Raw genomic sequence first — 19,542 nt, 5'->3', positions numbered from 1 at the left:
CGCGGGAGGGCTCAGCGGGCGGTCCAGCCGCCGTCCAGGGTGAGCGAGGCGCCGGTGACGCAGGCGGTGCCCGGGGTGCACAGCCAGGCCACCATCCCGGCCACCTCCTCGGGCTCGACCAGCCGCTTGACGGCCGTGCGCTCCAGGAAGACGGCCTGGGTGACCTCCTCGGCCGGCATCCCGTGCGCCCGGGCCTGGGCCTCGATCTGCCCCTCGACCAGGGCCGTGCGCACGTAGCCGGGGTTGACGCAGTTGCTGGTCACCCCGTGCGGGGCGCCCTCCAGGGCGGCGACCTTGCTGAGGCCCTCCAGGGCGTGCTTGGCCGAGACGTAGGCGGCCTTGAAGGGGCTGGCGCGCAGGCCGTGCACCGAGGAGATGTTGACGACGCGTCCCCAGCCGCGGGCGTACATGTGCGGCAGCACCCGGCGGATGAGCAGGAACGGCGCCTCCACCATCACCCGGTGGATCAGCCGGAAGGTCTCCGGGGGGAACTCGTGCAGCGGCGCGACGTGCTGCACGCCGGCGTTGTTCACCAGCACGTCGACGTCGGCCGGGAGCTTCTCCACGGCGGCGACCGGATCGGCGAGGTCGACGACGTGGGCCGTGCCGTCCAGCCGGGCGGCGACGCGTTCCACCTCGGGGTCCCGGTCGGCCAGGTGCAGGCGGGCCCCGGCGGCGGCCAACCGGGTGGCGCAGGCCAGGCCGATGCCATGGGCCGCGCCGGTGACCAGCACGGCGCGGCCGTTCAGGTCGGGGCCGGGCGTGGGCTCGGCCGGGTTCCGGTGCGCGTTCATCGGTGTCCCTCCTGTTCTCGCACGCGGTGCGACGCCACACCCCACGGGCGTGGCGCGCTCCGAGGCGGCGAACGTACGGGGAGCCGGCGCGGGCCAGCCATGGGCCGCCGCCCCACAACCCGAGTCCGTTCCATGTGGTCGCGACACACCCGTGGCGTCGCCAGGGCGCGGCACGGGACGGCGCGGCGGCGCGCGGACCGCCCGACCGGGCTGGCGGCGGCGCGTCCCGCCCCGGCGGGGATGTGCGGCACACCACGGCCGGTCGGCGAACTGTGTGGTGGCGCCACATGGCCCGCCGCGAGGGCACTCCCTACATTCCGACAGGCGCCCGTCCGGCCGCCGGTGGCGTCGCGGACCGGGCGCCCGGGACGCCGCGGAGTGGGAGATCCGGCCCGCTCGGGGAAGGACTCCACCGGGGAAGGACTCCACCGGGGAAGGACTCCACCGGGGGCCGGAGTCCCGGGACGGGAGTCCCGCCGACGGAGCGGCGCTCCGCCAACGCTCCACAGCCCCTGCCCCCTCGGTCGGGCAGCGCGAGATCAGGAGAACGGATGATGGAGACCGCACGGACCTCGCCCGCCCCGCACGGTGACGACCGGCCGGACGGCGAGGTCCTCTGGCGGCCGAGCGAGCGCCGGGTGGCCGAGGCACGGGTGACCGACTACCGCCGGTGGCTCGCGGAGCGCCGCGGGGTGGTTCCCGCCGCCGGCTACGAGGGCCTGTGGCGCTGGTCGGTGGCCGACCCGGACGCCTTCTGGGACTCGGTCTGGGAGTACTTCGACGTCCTCGGCGAGCGCGGCTCCGGCCCGGTGCGCGAGGGCGGTCCGATGCCGGCGGTGCGCTGGTTCCCCGGCGCCACGCTGAACCACGCGCGCAACGCGCTGCGGCGGGCCCTGACCGAGCCGGACGCGCTGGCCCTGGTGGCCCGGAACGAGGCCGGCGAGAGGCGGGCCTGGAGCTACCGGGAGCTGGCCGCCGAGGTGGCCCGGGTCGCCGAGGGGCTCCGGGAGCTGGGGGTGCGGCGCGGGGACCGGGTGGCCGCCTACCTGCCGAACGTGCCGGAGGCCGTGATCGGCCTGCTCGCCACCGCCTCGCTGGGCGCCGTCTTCTCCTCCTGCTCCCCGGACTTCGGCGCCTCGGCCGTCCTCGACCGGTTCGCCCAGATCGACCCCGCCGTGCTGCTGGCCGTCCCGGGGTACCGGTACGGCGGCCGGTACCACGACCGCTCCGCCGAGCTCTCCCGGATCGCCGCCGGCCTGCCCGGGCTGCGCGCGATGGTGCTGGTGCCGCCGGGGGCGGGCGTCGGCCCGGAGGCGGAGGCGGCCGGCGGGCCGCCGCCGGCCGTGCCCACGCCGGTGGTGGACTGGTCCGAACTGGGCCCGGCCGCCGGCGCCGCGCCGCCGCTGCCGTCCTTCGAGGAGGTGCCGTTCGAGCACCCGCTGTGGGTGGTGTACTCCTCCGGCACCACCGGGCTGCCCAAGCCGATCGTGCACGGGCACGGCGGCATCGTCCTGGAGCACCTGAAGACGCTGGCCTTCCACCAGGACATCGGCCCGGACGACGCCTTCAGCTGGTACACGACCACCGGCTGGATGATGTGGAACTACCTGGTCGGCGGCCTGCTGACGGGCAGCCGCGTGGTGCTCCACGACGGCAGCCCGGTCCACCCGGACCCGCTCGCGCTGTGGCGGATCGCCGCCGAGGAACGGCTGACCTACCTGGGGGTGGGCGCGCCCTTCCTGGCCGCGTGCGCCAAGCAGGGCCTGCGACCGGGCCGGGACCTCGACCTGTCGGCGCTGCGCGGCATCGGCTCCACGGGCGCACCGCTGTCCCCGGAGGGCTTCCGCTGGGTCTACTCCACCGTGGGCCGGGACGTGCTGCTGGGCTCCTTCTCCGGGGGGACGGACGTGTGCACCGGATTCCTCGGCCCCTCTCCCCTGCTCCCGGTGCGGTCCGGGGTGCTGGCCTGCCGGACCCTCGGCTCGGCGGTGGAGTCCTTCGACCCGCAGGGGCGTCCGCTGGTCGGCGAGACGGGCGAACTGGTGCTGACCGCGCCGATGCCGTCGATGCCGGTGGGGTTCTGGAACGACGAGGACGGCTCCCGCTACCGCGCCGCCTACTTCGAGGACTTCCCCGGGGTGTGGCGGCACGGCGACTGGATCACGGTGCGCCCGGACGGCGGGTGCGTGATCCACGGGCGCTCCGACGCGACGCTGAACCGGGCCGGGGTCCGGATGGGCACCGCCGAGTTCTACCGGGTGGTGGAGGAGTTCCCGGAGGTGGCGGACTCGCTGGTGGTGGACACCAGCGGCGCCGGGGACGGGGAGGGCCGGCTGGTGCTCTTCGTGGTGCCGGCGCCCGGGCGGGTGCTCGACGACGGGCTGCGCCAGCGGATCCGCGCGGCGCTGCGCGCCCGGCTCTCCCCCCGGCACGTGCCGGACGTGGTGCGCGAGCTGCCCGGGGTGCCGCGGACGCTCTCCGGCAAGAAGCTGGAGATCCCGGCCCGGCGGGTGCTGCTCGGCACGCCGGTGGAGCGGGCGGCGGATCCCGGGGCGCTGGCGAACCCGGAGGTGCTGGAGCTGATCGCGGCGGCGCGGGCCGATCTCCTCGGGGCGCCGAAGCCGTCGGCCGGCTGAGCGCCGCCGGGGTCCGGTGGGCGGCACCGGGGGGCGGCGCGGCTCCGGTCGGCGGAGTTCCGGTCGTTGGGGTTCCGGTCGTTGTGGGCTTCCGTCGTTGGGGCTCCGGTCGGCGGCCGGCCGACGGCGGCAGCGCGACGGCACGGCCTACCATGCGGATCAGCGGGTGATCGTCGCCCGCGCGGGCGGGGCGCCCGGGCCGGCCCGCCCCGCGACGCCCGCCCGTCCGAGGAACCACGATGGTCGTCACCCTGCGCGTCCCCGCCGGCGAGGCGGGCGGCGCCCCGTTGCTGCTGCGCCCCTGGTCCCCGGGGGACGCCGCGGCGCTGGTCGAGGTCCACCGGGACCCCGCGCTGCGGCACTGGACCGGCCGGGTGGCCGGCGACGAGCGGGCGGCGGCCAGCCTGCTCGCGAACGAGCGCCGCGGCTGGCTGACCGGCGAGCGGCGGGCCTTCGCCGTGCTGGAGGAACTCGACGAGCCGGACCCGGCGCGGCAGGAGCCGGGGCGGGCCCAGGACGGCCGGTCGGCCGGCGGGCCGGCGGCGTGCCTGTGGGTGGAGGGCGGCCGGCTGGCCGGGCACGTGGTGCTCAAGGGCTGCCGGAGCGGCGCGCCGGTGGCCGAGGTGGGTTACTGGACGGCGGCGCACGCGCGCGGCCGCGGCGTGGCGCCGCGCGCCCTCGAGGCGGTGGTGGCCTGGGCGTTCGAGACCTACGGGCCGGCCGGCCTGCGGCGGCTGGAGCTGCTGCACCAGGTGGACAACACGGCGTCCTGCCGGGTGGCGGCCAAGACGCGCTTCGTGCTGGACGGGGTGCTGCCGCCGGCCCCGCCGGCGTGGCCGGGCAGCGGCCACCGGCACGTTCGCCACGCCGACTGAGCCCGCGCCACACCGCTCGCCATCCCCCGGTCGGCCGAGCGCGGAGGTGACGGACAGGTGTCCGGCACGTTACCGTCAACGCGCCGAACCCAAACGTGAGTCGGGACACATTCGGCGCGTCAAGGGAACTACTGACCGTGTGGAGACGTTCACTTGACCGGAAAGTGATGGCCGCTGTCAGAGGCCGTCGCTACCGTTGAACGACATCCCACGACCTCGGAGGACCGCCCCTTGGTGGAGCAGCCAAGCCGCACTCCCGCCCCGCAGCCCCCGCGCGTGCTCCCGCGTACGGCGCAGCAGGAGGACGGGATGCCGCGGGTGCCCGCGCCCACCCGCGGCGAGTCCCCGACGGCCTCCGGCCGGACGGCTCCCACCGGCCTGGTCGAGCTCGCCGAACGGGCCGGATCGGCCGAGCAGCCGCCGGTCCAGGGGTCGGCGGAGCAGCACGAGCAGTTCTGGCTGGTCGCGGCGGACGAGGACATGGCCGGCGCCGGCATCCACAGCGGCGACCGGGTGCTGGTGCGCGCCTGCCCGGTCGGAGAGGTCCCGAACAACGAGACGGTGGCCGTGCGGCTCGACGGCCGTACGACGCTGCGCCGGCTCTCCCGCCAGCAGGGCCGGGTCTGGTTGAAGGCGGCGAACCCGGCGGTGATGCCGCGTCCGGGCAGCGCTGCGGAGGTCCTGGGCGTGGTCACGGCCACCCGGGCCCGCCGCCGGGAGAGCGCCCCGTGCGAGCACGGCCGGATCGCCTTCGCCTCGGCCCGGCTGCACCGCGGCCGCCCGATGGGGCGGGCACGGAGCGGGAGCTGAGCCGGCACGGAGCGGGGGCCGAGCCGGAGCCGACCGGGCGCTGAGCTGGAGCTGACCGGGCACGGAGCGGGAGCTGAGCGGGCGCTGAGCTGGACCTGAGCCGCGGCGGCTGACCGTCGCGAACATGTCACCCCATTCCGGACATATCTCCACCTGCCCCGGGGGTCCCCCTTCTCTCAGGATTTCACGGGGGGATTACGGAGCGGAAGCCCCCACGTGCGCCCTGTGGACAACTCCTGCCGCGTACATGCCAGCTGAGCACACTCCGCCCCTTCCGAGCCCCACACACCCCGGCACACCCAGACACGCACCACCCCTGGGCGCCTCCCCCGCTCCCCCAGCACCCCCGTGCGCCCGCTTCCGCGGCGACTCCTAAGGTAAGGCTTACCAAGCCAAGCAACCTGGGGAGTTCCCGTGCCGCCGTCACCCGGCACCGCAGGAAAGACGAGCCCGCCCGCCCCGCCGTCCGGCACGGCCACCGGCACGGCGCAGACCGGCGGGCCGGCCGTGCCGCCGACCGGCCCGACCGGCCCGACCGGCCCGCCGGCCGGTGCCGGAGGCCGGGGCGTCGCGCGGTCCACCGGCGCCCGGCTGACCGGCCTGGCCGTCTCCCTCGGCGTCCTGCTCCTGGTGCTGCTGCTGTCCATCGCCGTGGGCACCAAGCAGATCCCGCCCGGCACGGTGGTCGAGGCACTGCTCCACCACGACCCCGCCGACGGCGACCACGTGGTGGTCGCGGAGCTGCGGCTGCCCCGGACCGCGGTCGGCCTGGCGGTGGGCGCGGCGCTCGGGCTGGCCGGGGCGATCATGCAGGCGCTGACCCGCAACCCCCTCGCCGAGCCCGGGCTGCTCGGGGTCAACGCCGGCGCCTCCGCGGCCGTGGTCACCGCGATCTTCCTGTTCGGCGTCACCGACCTGGTCGGCTACGTCTGGTTCGCCTTCCTCGGCGCCGGGGCGGCCGCCGCGGCCGTCCACCTGCTGGGCGGTGGCGGGCGGGGCGGCGCGACACCGGTCCGGCTGGCCCTGTCCGGCATGGCGCTGCAGGCGGCGCTGCTCGGCTTCACCCAGGCCGTGGTGCTGCTGGACTCCACCGCCCTGGACGAGCTGCGGCTGTGGAACGTCGGCTCGCTGGCCGGGCGGGACCTGACGATCCTCGCCGGCGTCACGCCGTTCCTGCTCGCCGGGCTGCTGCTCGGGCTGGGCCTGGGCGGTCCGCTGAACGCGCTGGCGCTCGGCGACGAGGTGGCCGTCGCGCTCGGCACCGACGTGGCGCGGGTCCGGCTCCTGGCCATGCTGGCGATCACGCTGCTGTGCGGCGCGGCCACGGCGGCCTGCGGCCCGATCGCCTTCGTCGGCCTGGCCGTGCCGCACGTGGCGCGGGCGATCACCGGACCGGACCAGCGGTGGGTGCTGCCGTACTCGGCGGTGTTCGCGGCCGTGCTCCTGGTCGGCGCGGACGTGGTGGGCCGCGTGGTGGTGCGCCCGGCCGAGCTCCAGGTCGGCATCGTCACCGCGCTGATCGGCGCGCCGGTCTTCGTCTGGCTGGTGCGGCGGCGGAAGGTGGCCGGGCTGTGAGCGCGTCGACCTCCACCCGGCCCCCGGCCAGGCGCCGGCGCCTGCTCCGGGTCGGCCCGCTGGCCGTGCCGGTGGACCGCCGCGGCACGGCGGTCGGCGCGGCGCTGGCCGGCTGCCTGGTCGCGGTCGGCCTGCTGACGATGGCCACCGGCGACCTCCCGGTCGCGCCGGCCGACGTGCTGCGCACCGTCTTCGGGCGGGGCGAGCCGGTGCACGAGTTCGTGGTGATGCGGATGCGGCTGCCCCGGCTGCTCACCGGGCTGGAGGTCGGCGCGGCGCTCGGGCTGAGCGGCGCGATCTTCCAGTCGCTGACCCGGAACCCGCTGGGCAGCCCGGACGTCATCGGCTTCACCTACGGCTCGGTGACCGGCGCCCTGGTGGCGATCCTGCTGCTCGGCACGACCGCGGCCGGCGTGCTGGCCGGCGCCTCGATCGCCGGCGGGCTGCTCACCGCCGTACTGGTGTACCTGCTGTCCCACCGTAGGGGGACGAACGGCTTCCGGCTGGTGCTGGTGGGGCTGGGGGTGAGCGCGGTACTGATGGCGCTCAACGACTACCTGATGACCCGTGCCTCCCTGGAGGAGGCGTCCGCCGCCACCGTCTGGATGGTCGGCAGCCTCAACGCCCGCGGCTGGGAGCACGTGGTGCCGGTCGCGGTGGCCCTGGCCGTGCTGGTCCCGTGCGCGCTGCTGCTCTCCCGGCCGCTGGCCCTGCTGCGGATGGGCGACGACACCGCGACCTCGCTGGGCGTGCCCGTGCACCGGACCCGGCTGGCCCTGCTGGTGGTGGGCACGGCGCTGGCCGCGGTGGCGACCGCCTCGGCCGGGCCGATCCGGTTCGTCGCGCTGGCCGCCCCGCAACTGGCCAGACGGCTGACCGGCGCGCCCGGGCCGGGTCCGGTGACCTCCGCGTTGACCGGCGCCGTCCTGGTGGTCTGCGCCGACTGGGTGGCGCAGCGCGCCCTGGCCCCGACGTCGCTGCCGGTCGGCGTGGCCACGGCGGCCCTCGGTGGCGTCTACCTGCTGTGGTTGCTGGTGCGGGAGCGCCGGGAGGGGCGGATCTGAGCGGTCGGAACGCTCCCGTCCGCGCCCCGACGCGCGCCGGTGCACAGGGGCATCCGGTGGTGCACGCGCGGCGCACTGCGGGGAAGCCGTCCCCCCGGCGTTGTGACGGGGTATACCGTGCCTGGTGGCGACCGTCACCGGTCGCCCGACCGACCGGGCGGATCACGGCGCGCGCAACGGGAACCGTACCCCCATGGTTCGGTCGTCTGACCAGGTACCGGTCCGGCGCTGCGCCGGTGGCCCGTTCCGCCGACAGGAGCTTGACTGTGACCACGTCAACTGTTGAAAGTGGAGGGGGTCCTCGGGACCGCCTGCCTGCCCCGCCCGGAGGAGCCCGATGACGATGCCGCAGAAACGTGGCCCCCGCGTCTCGGGGCCCACGGGGCAGGTCCCTTCGACGTCGGCCGGCCGCCCACCGCGCGCCGGCACGGGTCGGGGGGAGCCGCGTCACCTCCCATGACCGGACACATACGGGGTTCGGCCGGTTCCACCGGGGTGGGGCCGGCGGCCGCCTGTTCGCCGTCACTGCACGCCTTCGCCCGTGCCTGGGCGGACGCGGTGGCCGGCACGAGCCAGGTGACGCGGACGGCGGCGGAGCTGACCGATCTGCTGTACGACCTGGCCGGCACGCTGTACGAGGCGCTGTGCGCGGTGCCGTTCTCGGCCGCGGCCGGCCGGCACGTGGGCAGGGCGCTGGTCGACGCGCAGCTGGCCACCCCCGAGGCGCTCTCCCGCAGCATCGCCACCCTCACCCAGCTGCCCCTGCCCGACTGCCCGCCGGCGCTGCCCGGGCTGCCCGAGCAGCCCGACCTCGCCGAGCGCCTGGCGGCGCTCCAGGGCGCGGTGGCGGCCGGCTGCATGACGGCGCTGCGGGAACGCACCCAGGACGAGCAGGAGTCGGTGCAGCGGGCGGCGCTGAGCGCGCGCATCGAGGCGGCGCGCGCGCTGCGCACCAGCGAGGCCCGCTTCCGCACCATGTTCGACGAGGCGGCCCTGGGCATCGCGATCGCCGACCCGAACGGCTTCGTGGTGGAGGCGAACCGGGCGCTGGCGCAGATGCTGGGACGGCCGGTGGAGTCGCTGCGCGGCCGCGACCTGACGGTGCTGCTGGGGCTGGATCCGCGGGAGTCCTCCGGCGAACTGGACGCGGTGTTCGCCAGCGCGGGGTTCAACACCCTGTCGTCGATGTCCTCCATGTCGTCCGGGGACGCCCTGTTCGGGCCGTCCGCCGGCTTCCCCGGCAGACCGGGGCTGGCCGGACTCGCCGGCCTGGCCGGGACCCCGGGCGCGCCCGGCATCCCCGTGCCCGGGCCGTCGGTCCCGCCGGGCTTCCCGGCCGCGCCGGCACCGGGCTCCCCCGTCCCGCCCGCCGCGCCCTTCCCACCGGGGGAGGCCGCGTTCCCGCCGGGCGGCGCCGGCGCCCCGGGAGCCGCGGCGGGCGCGGGCGCGCCGGGGCGGACCGGGCACTCGCGGGTGGACCGCCGGCTGGTCCGCCCGGACGGGGTGTCGCTGTGGGTCCAGCTGACCCTGTCGGTGATCCGCGACGAGCGCGGGGAGCCGCTGTACCGGATAGCGATGCTGGAGGACGTCACCGAGCGGCACGAGCTGCACAGCCGGCTGCTGCACCAGGCCACCCACGACCCGCTGACCGGGCTGCCGAACCGCTCGCTGCTGTACGGGCGGCTGGAGAAGATGTTCTCCGAACCGCGGCCGGGCGACCGGTTCGGGCTGTGCTACCTGGACCTGGACGCCTTCAAGGTGGTCAACGACGCCGCCGGGCACGACGTCGGCGACGCGCTGCTGTGCGAGGTGGCACACCGGCTGACCCAGCGGCTGGCCGGCCCGGACCGCCTGGTGGCGCGGATGGGCGGCGACGAGTTCGTGGTGCTGGTGGAGCACACCTCCGGGCCGCAGGACGCCGTGGAGGTGGCGCGGCAGGCGCAGGACGCCCTCAGCGACCCGATCGAGGTGGCGGGGCAGCTGATGTCCATCACGGCCGGCGTCGGGGTGATCGAGCGCCCGGTGGAGAAGGCCGGCCCCGCGGAGGCGGTCCGCGCCGCGGACATCACCCTGTACTGGGCGAAGGCGCAGGGCAAGGGCCGGCTGGCGGTCTTCGACGAGGAGCGCAACGCCCGCCAGGTGGCGCGCTACCGGCTGGCCGGGAGCATGCCGGAGGCGCTGCGGCACGGGCAGTTCTTCGTGCACTACCAGCCGATCGTGGAATTCTCCGAGCGGCGCGCGGTCTGCGCGGAGGCCCTGGTGCGGTGGCGGCACCCGGAGCTGGGGGTGCTGGGGCCGGGGCACTTCATCGGCCTGGCGGAGGACAGCGGCCTGATCGTGGAGCTGGGGCGCTGGGTGCTGGAGGAGGCCTGCCGGCAGGCCGTGGCCTGGGCGCACGCCGCGCCGGACGGGCACACGCCGCTGGTGAGCGTGAACCTGGCGGCCCGGCAGTGCCAGGACGACCGGCTGCCCGGCCAGGTGGAGCGGATCCTGGCCGAGACCGGGCTGCCGCCGGACCGGCTGCAACTGGAGCTGACCGAGTCGGCCGTGATGGACGACCACGGCAAGCCGTTACGGGTGCTGTGGGAGCTGTCCTCGATGGGGGTGCGGCTGTCCATCGACGACTTCGGGACGGGGTACTCGAACCTCTCCTACCTGCGCTCGCTCCCGGTGAACGGACTGAAGCTGGATCGTTCCTTCGTTCACGGCCTGGGCGCCGCCGGGCTGGCCACCGACCCGGTGGAGCTGCGCATCGTGGCGGCCCTGGTGCAGCTGGGGCGGGCGCTCGGGCTGACCGTGACGGCGGAGGGCGTGGAGACCGAGCTGCAGGCCCGGCGGCTTGAGGAGCTGGGCTGCGACCTCGGGCAGGGCTACCTGTTCGGCCCGCCCTCCGCGCCCGGGCCCACCGGCCCGGTGCAGCTGTGAGGGCGCCGCCGGGGATGCACACCCCCGGGGGACGCGGGGGATTCGGACGCCGTTCGACACCCGGGTGGTTTCCCCGCCAGGGGGACCGATATCCGATCGAAACCTCCTGGTGGCCGGCTTCCTTCCGACGGGTGGCGCGCCCCGGGGCGACCACCGCGCGTACGGCCGAAGGGATTATGATCCGGCCGCATGAGCTCCGCTGACCTCGGTTCCTCCCTTCCCGTCCGTACTCCCCGTGCCCGCCAGCGCGGCCGGCACCGGCGCCCCCAGCCGCTCCAGGTGCCGCCCGGTGCGCCACCGCTGGTGCTCGCCGTCCCCGACACCGACGGCAGCCCGGATCCGCGGCTGGCCCAGGAGATCGCCTCCCTGGTGCGCGCCGAGCGGCCCGGGGTCCAGATCCTGCTGACCGCCGGTCCGGGGGCCGTGCGGGCGACGCTGGCCGAACTGGCCGAGCTGCGCCGGGCCCGGCGGTCGGCCGACGGCGCGGGCGACCGCTCCGAGCAGGACGCGGGGCCGGTCGCGATCGTGGTGCCGCTGCTGGTCGCCCCGGTGGAGGGGGTGATCGAGGAGCTGCGCAAGGCGGTGGTGGCCTCGGGCGTGGAGGCCGTGGTGACCGATCCGCTGGGTCCGCACCCGGTGCTGGCCGAGGCGCTGCACGTGCGGCTCTCCGAGGCGGGGCTGGCCCGGGCGGACCGGGCCCGGCTGTTCACCGTCTCGATGGCGGCCGACGGCATCGTGCTCGCCACCGCGGGTGGTGAGGCGGCGGTCGCGGAGGCCCAGACCACCGGCGTGCTGCTGGCGGCACGGCTGGCCGTGCCGGTGCTGCCGGCCTCGGTGGACGTGCCCGGCTCCGTGGCGGCCGCGGCCGAACAGCTGCGGGCCTCCGGGGCGGGGCGGATCGCCGTGGCGCCGTTCCTGATCGGCCCGGAGGCCGACTCCGGGCGCTGGCGCGCGGACGCGGAGCAGGCCGGCTGCGAGTGCGCCGAGCCGCTGGGCGCGTACTCCGGCATAGCCCCGCTGATCCTGGAGCGGTACGTGCCGCTGGTCGGCGTGGTGCCGGAGGAGGAGCCGGCGGGGGACGCGCCCGCCGAGGAGCCCGCGGTGGCGACGCGTGCGGCGCACGCCGCCCCGGCGGCGGAGCGTCCGGCGCCCTGACGGTGCGGCGACCGCCGAAGGTCCGAACGTCCGAGGCCCGAGCCGGTGCGGCTCGGGCCTCGGACGTGTGACGGCGGGTCACTCCCCCTGCGGGCTGACCCATTCGACGAGTTCCACGACGACGCCGTTCGGGTCGGTGACCTGGAAGAGGCGTTCCCCCCAGGGCTCCTGGCGCAGCGGCATGGTGATGGCCACGCCCTCCTCGCGCAGCCTGGCCTCCTGCGCGTCCAGGTCGTCGACGACGAAGGCCACGATGACGCCGGCGGCGTGCTGGTCCCGGAATCCCTCGGGCAGCACCTCGATGCCGCGCCGGAGCAGGATCAGGTTCATCGCCGCGTCGTCGCGGGCGAGCGAGGCGAAGCCGTCGGCCGCCATCTCCTCGCGGAAGCCGAAGTGCGTGGTGAAGAACTTCACCGAGGCTTCCACGTCATCGACCGTCAGTGACACGGCCGAGGCGGTGACCCGCATGACAGACCCCTTCCCGGGAGTGACGCACCCCCAACTCCGTACACAGTACAACGTACGGCGTACGGAGATCAACACCCGGGGATCGGCACCCCGCTCGGCACCCCGCTCGGCACCCCGCTCGGCGGCGCCCTCAGGGCCGCTCCGGGGAACGTCCGACCAGGTGGCCGACGAACAGGGCGGAGACGAGGCAGCAGGCGGCGACCGTCCCGCCGAGGACGTGCCAGGCGCCGGTGAACTGCTCGGCGAGGAAGTCCCGCCGGGAGCCGGCGAGGTCTCCCGCGGCGACCCGGGCGGCCACCTCGGCGGAGCCCACCCGCGCCCGGAGCAGGCTCACCATCACGGCCCCGAACAGGGCCAGGACCAGCGCGTTGGAACCGCCCTTGACGGTGTTGAGGAAGCCCGAGGCCATTCCGATCCGCTCGGGCTCGACCCGGTTCAGCGCCTGCGCGTCGATGATGCCGATGACCAGCCCCTGGCTGACGCCGATGGTCACCAGCGGACCGAACAGCGTGCCGGCGCCGGCGCCGGGATGCAGCACGAGCAGCCACGCGTTGCCCGCCGCGAGCAGCAGCAGCGCCGCCACCACCAGCAGCCGGGGCGACACCCCGCGGTTGATCAACCGGCCCCCGAGCGGCGGCACGAAGAGCACCGGCGAGGTCATCATCAGCATCACCAGCCCCGCCTCGCCGGCCGTCAGCCCGCCGGCGCCCTGGAGGTAGGTGGGCAGGAAGATCAGCACGCCGGCCGAGCCGACGGCCATGGTCAAGATGGCCAGGCACCAGCCGAGGAAGGGGCGGTCGCGCAGCAGGGCGAGGTCCAGCACGGGGTGCTCGGCACGCCGCTCCACCAGCGGGAAGGCGGCCAGCAGCAGCACCCCGGCGGCGAGCGGGGCCAGCACCCGCGGGCTGCCCCAGCCGGCGCCGGCGACCTGGGTGATGCCGAACATGGCCAGGGCCAGGCCGGCCACGAAGGTCACCACACCCGCCACGTCCACCCGGGGGCGTCGCTCGGCGTCGGCGCGCGACTCGGCGATCACCGCCGTGCCGGCGAGGACCAGCGCCCCGGCCGCCGCGAAGAGCAGGAAGGTGGGGCGCCAGCCCAGGAGGCCGACCAGCGCCCCGGAGAGCGTGGGACCGAGGGCGAGCCCCACCCCGGCCACCGTGCCGACGGTGGCGAAGGCGCGGGTGCGGGCGGCGCCGGTGAAGGTGGTGGCCAGGATCGCGCCGCCGCCGGCCATCACCCCGGCGGCGCCGGCGCCGGTGAGCGTCCGCGCCACGTCCAGCAGGAGGACGTCCCGTGCCGCGGCGCCCGCAAGGGTACCGGCGGTGTAGACGGTGGCGCCGATCCGGAAGATCCGGCGGCGGCCGAAGAGGTCGCCGAGCGAGCCGGCGACCAGCATGAAGCAGGAGGCGGTGAGGAAGTAGCCGGTGACCACCCACTGCAGGGGCGCGCCGGAGGCGCCGAGGTCCGCGCCGATGCCGGGGAGGGCGACGGTCGTCCCGGACATCGACATCGGCAGCGTGAGGTAGCCCAGCAGCACGGCGGCCAGGGTCAAGCCGGGGCGGTGCCGCCTCGGGTGACCGGTGACGGAGGGGACGGCGGAGGGGACGCCGGAGACGGGGGCCGGCGCCGCTGTGTCTGAGGCCATGCCAGGTAAAGTACAACGTGTATGGCAAGTGGTGCAACGACCGTTGTACCCGACCCGGAGGTACCACCATCACCAGCGAGAACGAGCCCCCCGCCGCTCCGCGCCGGGGGCTGGCCGCCAAGCGCGAGGCCATCACCCGCGCCGCGCGCGTGGTGTTCGGCCGCGACGGATACCCGCGCGCCAGCATCGACGCCATCGCCAAGGAGGCCGGGGTCTCCACCCGCACCCTCTACAACCACTTCGGCGGCAAGGAGGAGCTCTTCCGCAGCGCCATCCTGGAGAGCGCCCAGCGGGTCTCGGCCGCGCGCGAGGCGGTGATCGACGAGCACCTGGGCGAGGTGACCGACCTGGAGGCCGCCCTGATCGCGTGGGGCCGCGCCTGGCGGAACCAGATGCAGGACGCCCCCGAGCACTTCGCGCTGGTCCGGCAGATCAACGCCGAGGCCGGCCACTTCCCGCCGGAGGCCCTGGAAGCCTGGCAGGAGGCCGGCCCGCGGCGGGTCCGCCGGTACCTCGCCGACCGGCTCGCCGCCCTGGCCGAACAGGGCCTGCTGGAGATCGCGCGCCCCTACCAGGCGGCCAACCACCTGATGCTGCTGGTCGCCGGCGAGGTCCTCAGCACGTACCCCGAGGCGCCCACCGACGACGCCGAGGCCGACGAGATCGTCGCCGACGGCGTCCACGCCTTCCTCCACGGCTACCTGCCGCGTCCGGCGCCGTGACGACGACGGGGGGCGGGCCGTGCGACCCACCCCCGCGCCCACCGGGTCCGGCGTCAGCTGCTGCGGCGCACCACGAACTCGGCGAGGTCGCGCAGGCTCGCCCGGGCGCCCGGATCCATCTCGGTGCCGTCCAGCGCCTCCAGGGCGGCCGCGAACCGCCGGTCCGCCTCGGCCGCCGCCCAGTCCCGCCCGCCGGCCTCCTCCACCAGCGCGGCGGCGCGGGCCGGGCCGTCCTCCTCGGAGGTCACCGCGCCGGTGTCGAACATCCGGGCCAGCTCGGCGGCCTGCGGCAGTCCGCTGCCCAGCGCCGCCACCACCGGCAGCGACTTCTTGCCGCGGCGCAGGTCGCTCCAGTTGGGCTTGCCGGTGACCTCCGGCTCCCCCCAGATGCCGAGCAGGTCGTCCACGGCCTGGAAGGCCAGCCCCAGGTGGTGGCCGTACCGCGCCAGCGCCTCCACCAGCGGCGCCGGCGCCCCGGCCAGCACGGCGCCCAGCGAGGAGGCGCAGGCCAGCAGCGAGCTGGTCTTGTTGCCCTCCATCTCCAGGCACTCGGCCAGGCCCACGTTCCCCCGGGCCTCGAAGGAGAGGTCCTGCGCCTGACCGGTGATCAGGTCCCGGGAGGCGGTGGTCAGCCGGGCGACGGCCGCGGCCGCGTGCGGCCCGCCGTGCTCGTGCAGCACCTGGAAGGCGGCGGCGAACAGGGCGTCACCGACCAGCACGGCCTGGGCCGGGCCGAACACCTTCCAGGCGGTGTCCCGGTGCCGCCGCTGCTCGTCACCGTCCATCAGGTCGTCGTGCAGCAGGGAGAAGTTGTGCACCAGCTCCACGGCCACGCCGGCCGGCGCACCGCTTGCGGCCCCGGCGCCGGCCGCCCGGGCGGAGAGCACCGCCAGGGCCGGCCGCACCGCCTTGCCGCCGTCCCCGCTGGCGGGGTTCCCGGCGGCGTCCGTCCAGCCGAAGTGGTAGGCCGCCACCGCGTCCATCGGCGCCGCCAGCGCCGACACCGCGGCACGCAGCAGCGGCAGGCAGAGCGCGCGCGCCTCGTTCAGCAGCGCGGGAACCGGCGGGCGGTCGGCGGAGACGGCCACCGGGCCGCCGCCGTCGTCCGGGCCGGTGACGGCCTCCGGGCCGGTGGCGCCCGGTGCCATGACGCCGGCGCCGGCCGGCTGCTCGGTGCGGTCGGTTCGCAGGGTCACGCTGCCACCTTCCGGTCGATGCTCGGTCTCCACTGGCCTCCTCGCCGGTCCAGGGCGTCCAACGCGGCCCCCGCCGCGGCCTCCCCGCTGCGTGCCGCGCCCTCCATCGTGGCGGGCCAGCCCGTCGCCGTCCAAGCCCCCGCCAGGAGTAGCCCTGGAACACGCGTGCGAGCCGGTGGGCGCAGGCGGGCGACGCCGAGATCCGGGGCGAAGGTCGCGGCGCGCTCCCGGGTCACGAAGAAGTCGGTGACCCGGGCGGCGCGCGCCCGCGGCAGCAGCCGCGCCAGCTCCGGCAGGTACCGCTCGCGCAGCTCGCGCAGCGGCAGGTCGACGTCCTCGGTGGCGGCGGACTGCGAGACGGCGAGGTACTGGCCGCCGTCGTCGGCCCCGGCGGCGGTGCCGCGCCCGCCGGCCGCGGCCAGCCGCGTCCGGTTGAACACCCACTGCACCCGGGTGCCCAGCGCGGCGAACATCGGCAGGTCCAGCACCGGGCGGTCGTAGCGCACGTGCAGGTTGACGATGGGCGCCGGCCGGAACGCCCGCAGCCGCTCCGGCTCGACCAGCGCGCCGGGCGGCAGCAGCGCCGCGGCCCGCTCGGGCGGCACGGCCAGCACCACCACGTCCGCCTCCAGCGCCCGGTCGTCCAGCAGCACCAGGTGCCGGGACGGATCCCCCGGTCCCCCGCCGGGCAGGGCCGGGGCGGCCAGCGCCTCGGCCGCGCCCGCCGCGCCGGCGCCCGCCGGGTCGGCCGGCCGGATCCCCCGGGCCGGGGTGCGCAGCAGCACCTCGACGCCGGCCCGGCGCAGCGCCTGACCGGCGGCGTCGTGGTGGATGGCCCCCAGCGGCGCGGTGGCGATCCCGATGTCGGCGGCGTCCGCCCGGCCCAGCAGGCCGGTGCGGAACACCTTCACCGCCAGGGCCAGCGAGGCCCGTTCGGCCGGCGCGTTGAGCGTGGCGACGCCCACCAGGTCCCACAGGGCGGCCACCGCGCGCGGGCTCTGGCCCTGCCGGCGCAGCCAGTCGGCGAAGGTCTGCCGGTCCAGGGCCGGGTCGCCGGGGTCGAGGCGGCGCATCGCCAGGGCGGCGCGCACCGCCCCGGCACGCTCGACCGGGCTCAGGTGCGGGTACCCGGCCAGCGCCGGGGCGAGGTGCAGCGGGGCGGGCGCGGCCACCCGGCGCAGCCGGCCGGTGCGCGGCGCGCCCGGCCGCGAGGCGTCCAGCACCGGGACGTCCAGCCGGGGCTGGAGGCGGGTCAGCCGCTCGGCGTCGAGGCGGCGCAGCAGGCGGCGGTAGGCGGTGCAGCAGCGCATGAAGACGTGCTGGCCGTTGTCGGCCGGCAGGCCGTCCCGTTCCAGGGAGAAGGCCAGCCCGCCGAGCCGCGGCCGGGCCTCCAGCAGGGTGGTGCGGACGCCGGCGTCGGCCAGGGCGAGGGCGGCGGTGGTGCCGGCGATGCCGCCGCCGATCACCACGGCCCGTGCCGGGTCGCCGCCCTCGCGCCGGCGGACGGCGCCGGCGGGTCGGGGCGCGGCCGGCCCACGGCCCGTCACGGGCGGACCCCGAGCAGGCCGGTGGCGGCCACCAGGGCCTTCTCCCTGCCGGGCAGCGCCACCCGGCCGCGCAGCACCGCGCCCGGGTCGGCGGCGATCCGGGTGAGCAGGCGGCGGTAGATGCCGGCCATCGCCGAGACGCAGGCGGCGCTGCGGCGGTCCAGCATGGGCAGCAGTTGGAAGCCCTCCTCGAACAGCTCCCGGGCGCGGTGCGCCTGGAACTTCACCAGGCCCGCGAAGTCGGATCCCGGGGCGGGGTGGCCGGCCCTGAAGCCGTCCTGGCAGCCGAACCGTTCCAGCTCGGCGCTGGGCAGGTAGCTGCGGCCGACCAGGGCGTCCTCGCGCAGGTCGCGCAGGATGTTGGTGAGCTGCAGGGCGACGCCGAGGGTGTCGGCGAGCCGGGAGGCGCGGGCGGCCTCGGCGGCGCCGCGGGCGGTGCTGCCGAAGACGCCGAGGCTGAGCCGGCCGATGGTGCCGGCCACGCAGCGGCAGTAGTGCCGCAGGTCGTCCCAGGTGCGGTAGGAGGTGCCGGCGATGTCCATGCTGACGCCGTCGATGAGCTCCTCGAGGGCGTCCAGCGGGATCGGGAAGCGGGTGGCGGTGTCGGTCAGGGCGAGCGCCACCGGGTCGTGCCGGTGGATGTCGGACGCGGTGGCGACGGCCTCGGTGGCGGGGAGGGCGCGCAGCTCGGCGATGTTGGAGAGCACCCGGCGGTTCCGGGTCAGCTGGTCGGTCTTGCGGTCGGCGGGCGCGGTGCCGTCGCCGATGTCGTCGATGCGCCGGGCGAACGCGTAGATGGCGGACATGGCGCGCCGGCGGTCGCCGGACAGCAGCGCGATGCCGTAGGAGAAGTTGCGGGCCTGGGACCGGGTGACCGCCTCGCAGTAGGTGTAGGCCGCTGCCGCCTCCGGGCCGGGCGGCGGCAGCCGTCGTGCGGTGTCGTCGTGTCCGCCTGGGAGCTGCACTCCTCGGCTCACCTCTTCTTCTCTCGCCGGGCCGTGGGGAGGCCGTCGCGTCGTGCCCGGGGGCGGATGTACACCCGGGCGGTCTCCCTGAGCACACGGCCGGGAGTGGGGGTCGGGGAACCGGTGAGGACGTCGTGGTCACGTGCGGCCACGGCGGCCAGCGCGGCGCGTCCTCCTCCGACGAACCCCGCCAACAACACTCGCAGACGGCCGCTCACGCAGGCCACGAGGGGTGCCCCCCGGTCCAGCAGGTCGGCGGCGCGGCGGCCCTCGAAGGCGATCAGGGCGCGCAGCCGGGGGCCGGCCGAGGGGGCGCGCAGGTCCTCGTCGGTGACGCCGAAGCGGGTCAGGTCCTCGGCGGGGAGGTAGCGGCGGCCGCGGTCGCGGTCCTCGGCGACGTCCTGGAGGTGCTCGATGATCTGCAGGCCGGTGCAGATGGAGTCGGACAGCCGCCGGTTGGCGGGGCTGTCGGCGCCGGTGACGGCGAGCACCAGCCGGCCGACCGGGTCGGCGGAGTAGGCGCAGTAGTCGACGAGCTGCTCGTAGCTGTCGTAGTGGTGCACGCGCTGGTCGCGCCGGTTGGCCTCGACCAGGCGCCGGAAGGGTTCGGGGTCGAGGCGGTGCCGGGTGGCGGTGGGGGTGAGGGCGGCCAGCAGGGGGTGGGCGGCGGCCTGGCCGGCCACGGCCCGCAGGAGGTCCTCCTCCAGGGCGTCGAGCGCGGCCAGGCGGGCGTCGGCGGGCCGGCCCTCGGCGGCGGCGCGGCGGGCGCGCTCGCGGACCGGGGGCGAGGCGGCGGCGAGCAGGGCGGTGGCGTCCGGGCCGTCGGCGGGCAGGTCGCCGTCGCCGATGTCGTCGACCAGCCGGGCGAAGCCGTAGATGGCCATCAGGTCGCGGCGGGCGGCGCGGGGTAGGAAGGCGGGGGCGACGGGGAAGTTCTCCCGCCCGGCGCGGCGCAGCACGGGGTCGGTGTCCGGTGGCGCCGAGGGCGCGGCGCCGGTCACGGCGGGGCCGGCGGCGGGGGTGGGCGCGTCGGTGGCCGGGACATCGCCCGCCCTCCGCGCCGCCCGCTCCGCCGAACCAGACAAATGCCCCATATCCGCCACGCCCTCCGTTGTACACGAGTTCCACCGACCTCTGTCCAACGGACACGCCGCCGCAAACG

Annotated in this window: 15 protein-coding genes; 8 read left to right on the top strand and 7 right to left on the bottom strand. The window is 76.6% G+C overall.

Translation table 11 applies throughout. From position 1 onward, the window contains the following. Window positions 1–11 precede the first annotated feature (11 nt). Window positions 12–794 (bottom strand): 3-hydroxybutyrate dehydrogenase, encoded by a 783-nt coding sequence (locus FHU37_RS21830; RefSeq protein WP_179815805.1) that lies wholly within the window; start codon window positions 792–794, stop codon window positions 12–14. Between the two features lie 554 nt (window positions 795–1,348). Between FHU37_RS21830 and FHU37_RS21825 the strand changes: the two genes are divergently transcribed. From FHU37_RS21825 to FHU37_RS21795, 7 genes are all read left to right on the top strand, one after another. Then, complete coding sequence (locus tag FHU37_RS21825; RefSeq protein WP_179816473.1) at window positions 1,349–3,430, top strand: acetoacetate--CoA ligase; 2,082 nt, start codon at window positions 1,349–1,351, stop codon at window positions 3,428–3,430. Window positions 3,431–3,669: 239 nt separating this feature from the next. Then, window positions 3,670–4,305: a GNAT family N-acetyltransferase gene (locus tag FHU37_RS21820; RefSeq protein ID WP_179815804.1), complete on the top strand. Its 636-nt coding sequence runs from the start codon at window positions 3,670–3,672 to the stop codon at window positions 4,303–4,305. 234 nt (window positions 4,306–4,539) lie between these two features. Continuing rightward, window positions 4,540–5,115: a LexA family protein gene (locus FHU37_RS28535; protein ID WP_179815803.1), complete on the top strand. Its 576-nt coding sequence runs from the start codon at window positions 4,540–4,542 to the stop codon at window positions 5,113–5,115. Window positions 5,116–5,622: 507 nt separating this feature from the next. Further along, window positions 5,623–6,690 (top strand): FecCD family ABC transporter permease, encoded by a 1,068-nt coding sequence (locus FHU37_RS21810; protein ID WP_179816472.1) that lies wholly within the window; start codon window positions 5,623–5,625, stop codon window positions 6,688–6,690. Beyond that, complete coding sequence (locus tag FHU37_RS21805; protein ID WP_179815802.1) at window positions 6,687–7,754, top strand: FecCD family ABC transporter permease; 1,068 nt, start codon at window positions 6,687–6,689, stop codon at window positions 7,752–7,754. Before FHU37_RS21810 ends, FHU37_RS21805 begins: the two co-directional genes overlap by 4 nt. Before the next feature lie 456 nt (window positions 7,755–8,210). Then, complete coding sequence (locus FHU37_RS21800; protein ID WP_179815801.1) at window positions 8,211–10,679, top strand: putative bifunctional diguanylate cyclase/phosphodiesterase; 2,469 nt, start codon at window positions 8,211–8,213, stop codon at window positions 10,677–10,679. A 189-nt stretch (window positions 10,680–10,868) separates the two neighbouring features. Beyond that, window positions 10,869–11,834 carry a sirohydrochlorin chelatase gene (locus FHU37_RS21795; protein WP_246450055.1) on the top strand — a complete coding sequence of 322 codons (966 nt, stop codon included), beginning with the start codon at window positions 10,869–10,871 and terminating at the stop codon, window positions 11,832–11,834. A 78-nt stretch (window positions 11,835–11,912) separates the two neighbouring features. Here FHU37_RS21795 and FHU37_RS21790 read toward each other — a convergent pair whose 3' ends face one another. Next, the gene (locus tag FHU37_RS21790; RefSeq protein WP_179815800.1) at window positions 11,913–12,302 is read right to left on the bottom strand and encodes a VOC family protein; all 390 of its coding nucleotides are present in this window, start codon (window positions 12,300–12,302) and stop codon (window positions 11,913–11,915) included. Between the two features lie 130 nt (window positions 12,303–12,432). Beyond that, entirely contained in the window at window positions 12,433–13,950 is a 1,518-nt protein-coding gene (locus FHU37_RS21785; protein WP_179815799.1) for an MFS transporter, read from the bottom strand. A 17-nt stretch (window positions 13,951–13,967) separates the two neighbouring features. Between FHU37_RS21785 and FHU37_RS21780 the strand changes: the two genes are divergently transcribed. Next, window positions 13,968–14,672, top strand: a complete 705-nt coding sequence (locus tag FHU37_RS21780) for a TetR/AcrR family transcriptional regulator (protein ID WP_312892714.1) — start codon at window positions 13,968–13,970, stop codon at window positions 14,670–14,672. 53 nt (window positions 14,673–14,725) lie between these two features. Here FHU37_RS21780 and FHU37_RS21775 read toward each other — a convergent pair whose 3' ends face one another. The 4 genes from FHU37_RS21775 to hpnC all read right to left on the bottom strand — a co-directional run bounded on the left by FHU37_RS21775 (window position 14,726) and on the right by hpnC (window position 19,339). Then, window positions 14,726–15,820, bottom strand: a complete 1,095-nt coding sequence (locus tag FHU37_RS21775) for a polyprenyl synthetase family protein (RefSeq protein WP_179816470.1) — start codon at window positions 15,818–15,820, stop codon at window positions 14,726–14,728. A 44-nt stretch (window positions 15,821–15,864) separates the two neighbouring features. Beyond that, window positions 15,865–17,337: a hydroxysqualene dehydroxylase HpnE gene (gene hpnE / locus FHU37_RS21770; protein ID WP_312892795.1), complete on the bottom strand. Its 1,473-nt coding sequence runs from the start codon at window positions 17,335–17,337 to the stop codon at window positions 15,865–15,867. A gap of 74 nt (window positions 17,338–17,411) precedes the next feature. Then, window positions 17,412–18,380, bottom strand: a complete 969-nt coding sequence (locus FHU37_RS28530; RefSeq protein WP_376773999.1) for a phytoene/squalene synthase family protein — start codon at window positions 18,378–18,380, stop codon at window positions 17,412–17,414. Between the two features lie 8 nt (window positions 18,381–18,388). Next, on the bottom strand, window positions 18,389–19,339 hold the full coding sequence (hpnC, locus tag FHU37_RS21760) for a squalene synthase HpnC (RefSeq protein ID WP_312892794.1): 951 nt from the start codon (window positions 19,337–19,339) through the stop codon (window positions 18,389–18,391). Between the last annotated feature and the right edge of the window lie 203 nt (window positions 19,340–19,542).

Origin of the sequence: Allostreptomyces psammosilenae (assembly GCF_013407765.1) — a bacterium.
Classification (GTDB): domain Bacteria; phylum Actinomycetota; class Actinomycetes; order Streptomycetales; family Streptomycetaceae; genus Allostreptomyces; species Allostreptomyces psammosilenae.
The sequence above is the reverse complement of the archived record's forward strand: the minus strand, read 5'-3'. Positions and strand labels throughout refer to the sequence as shown.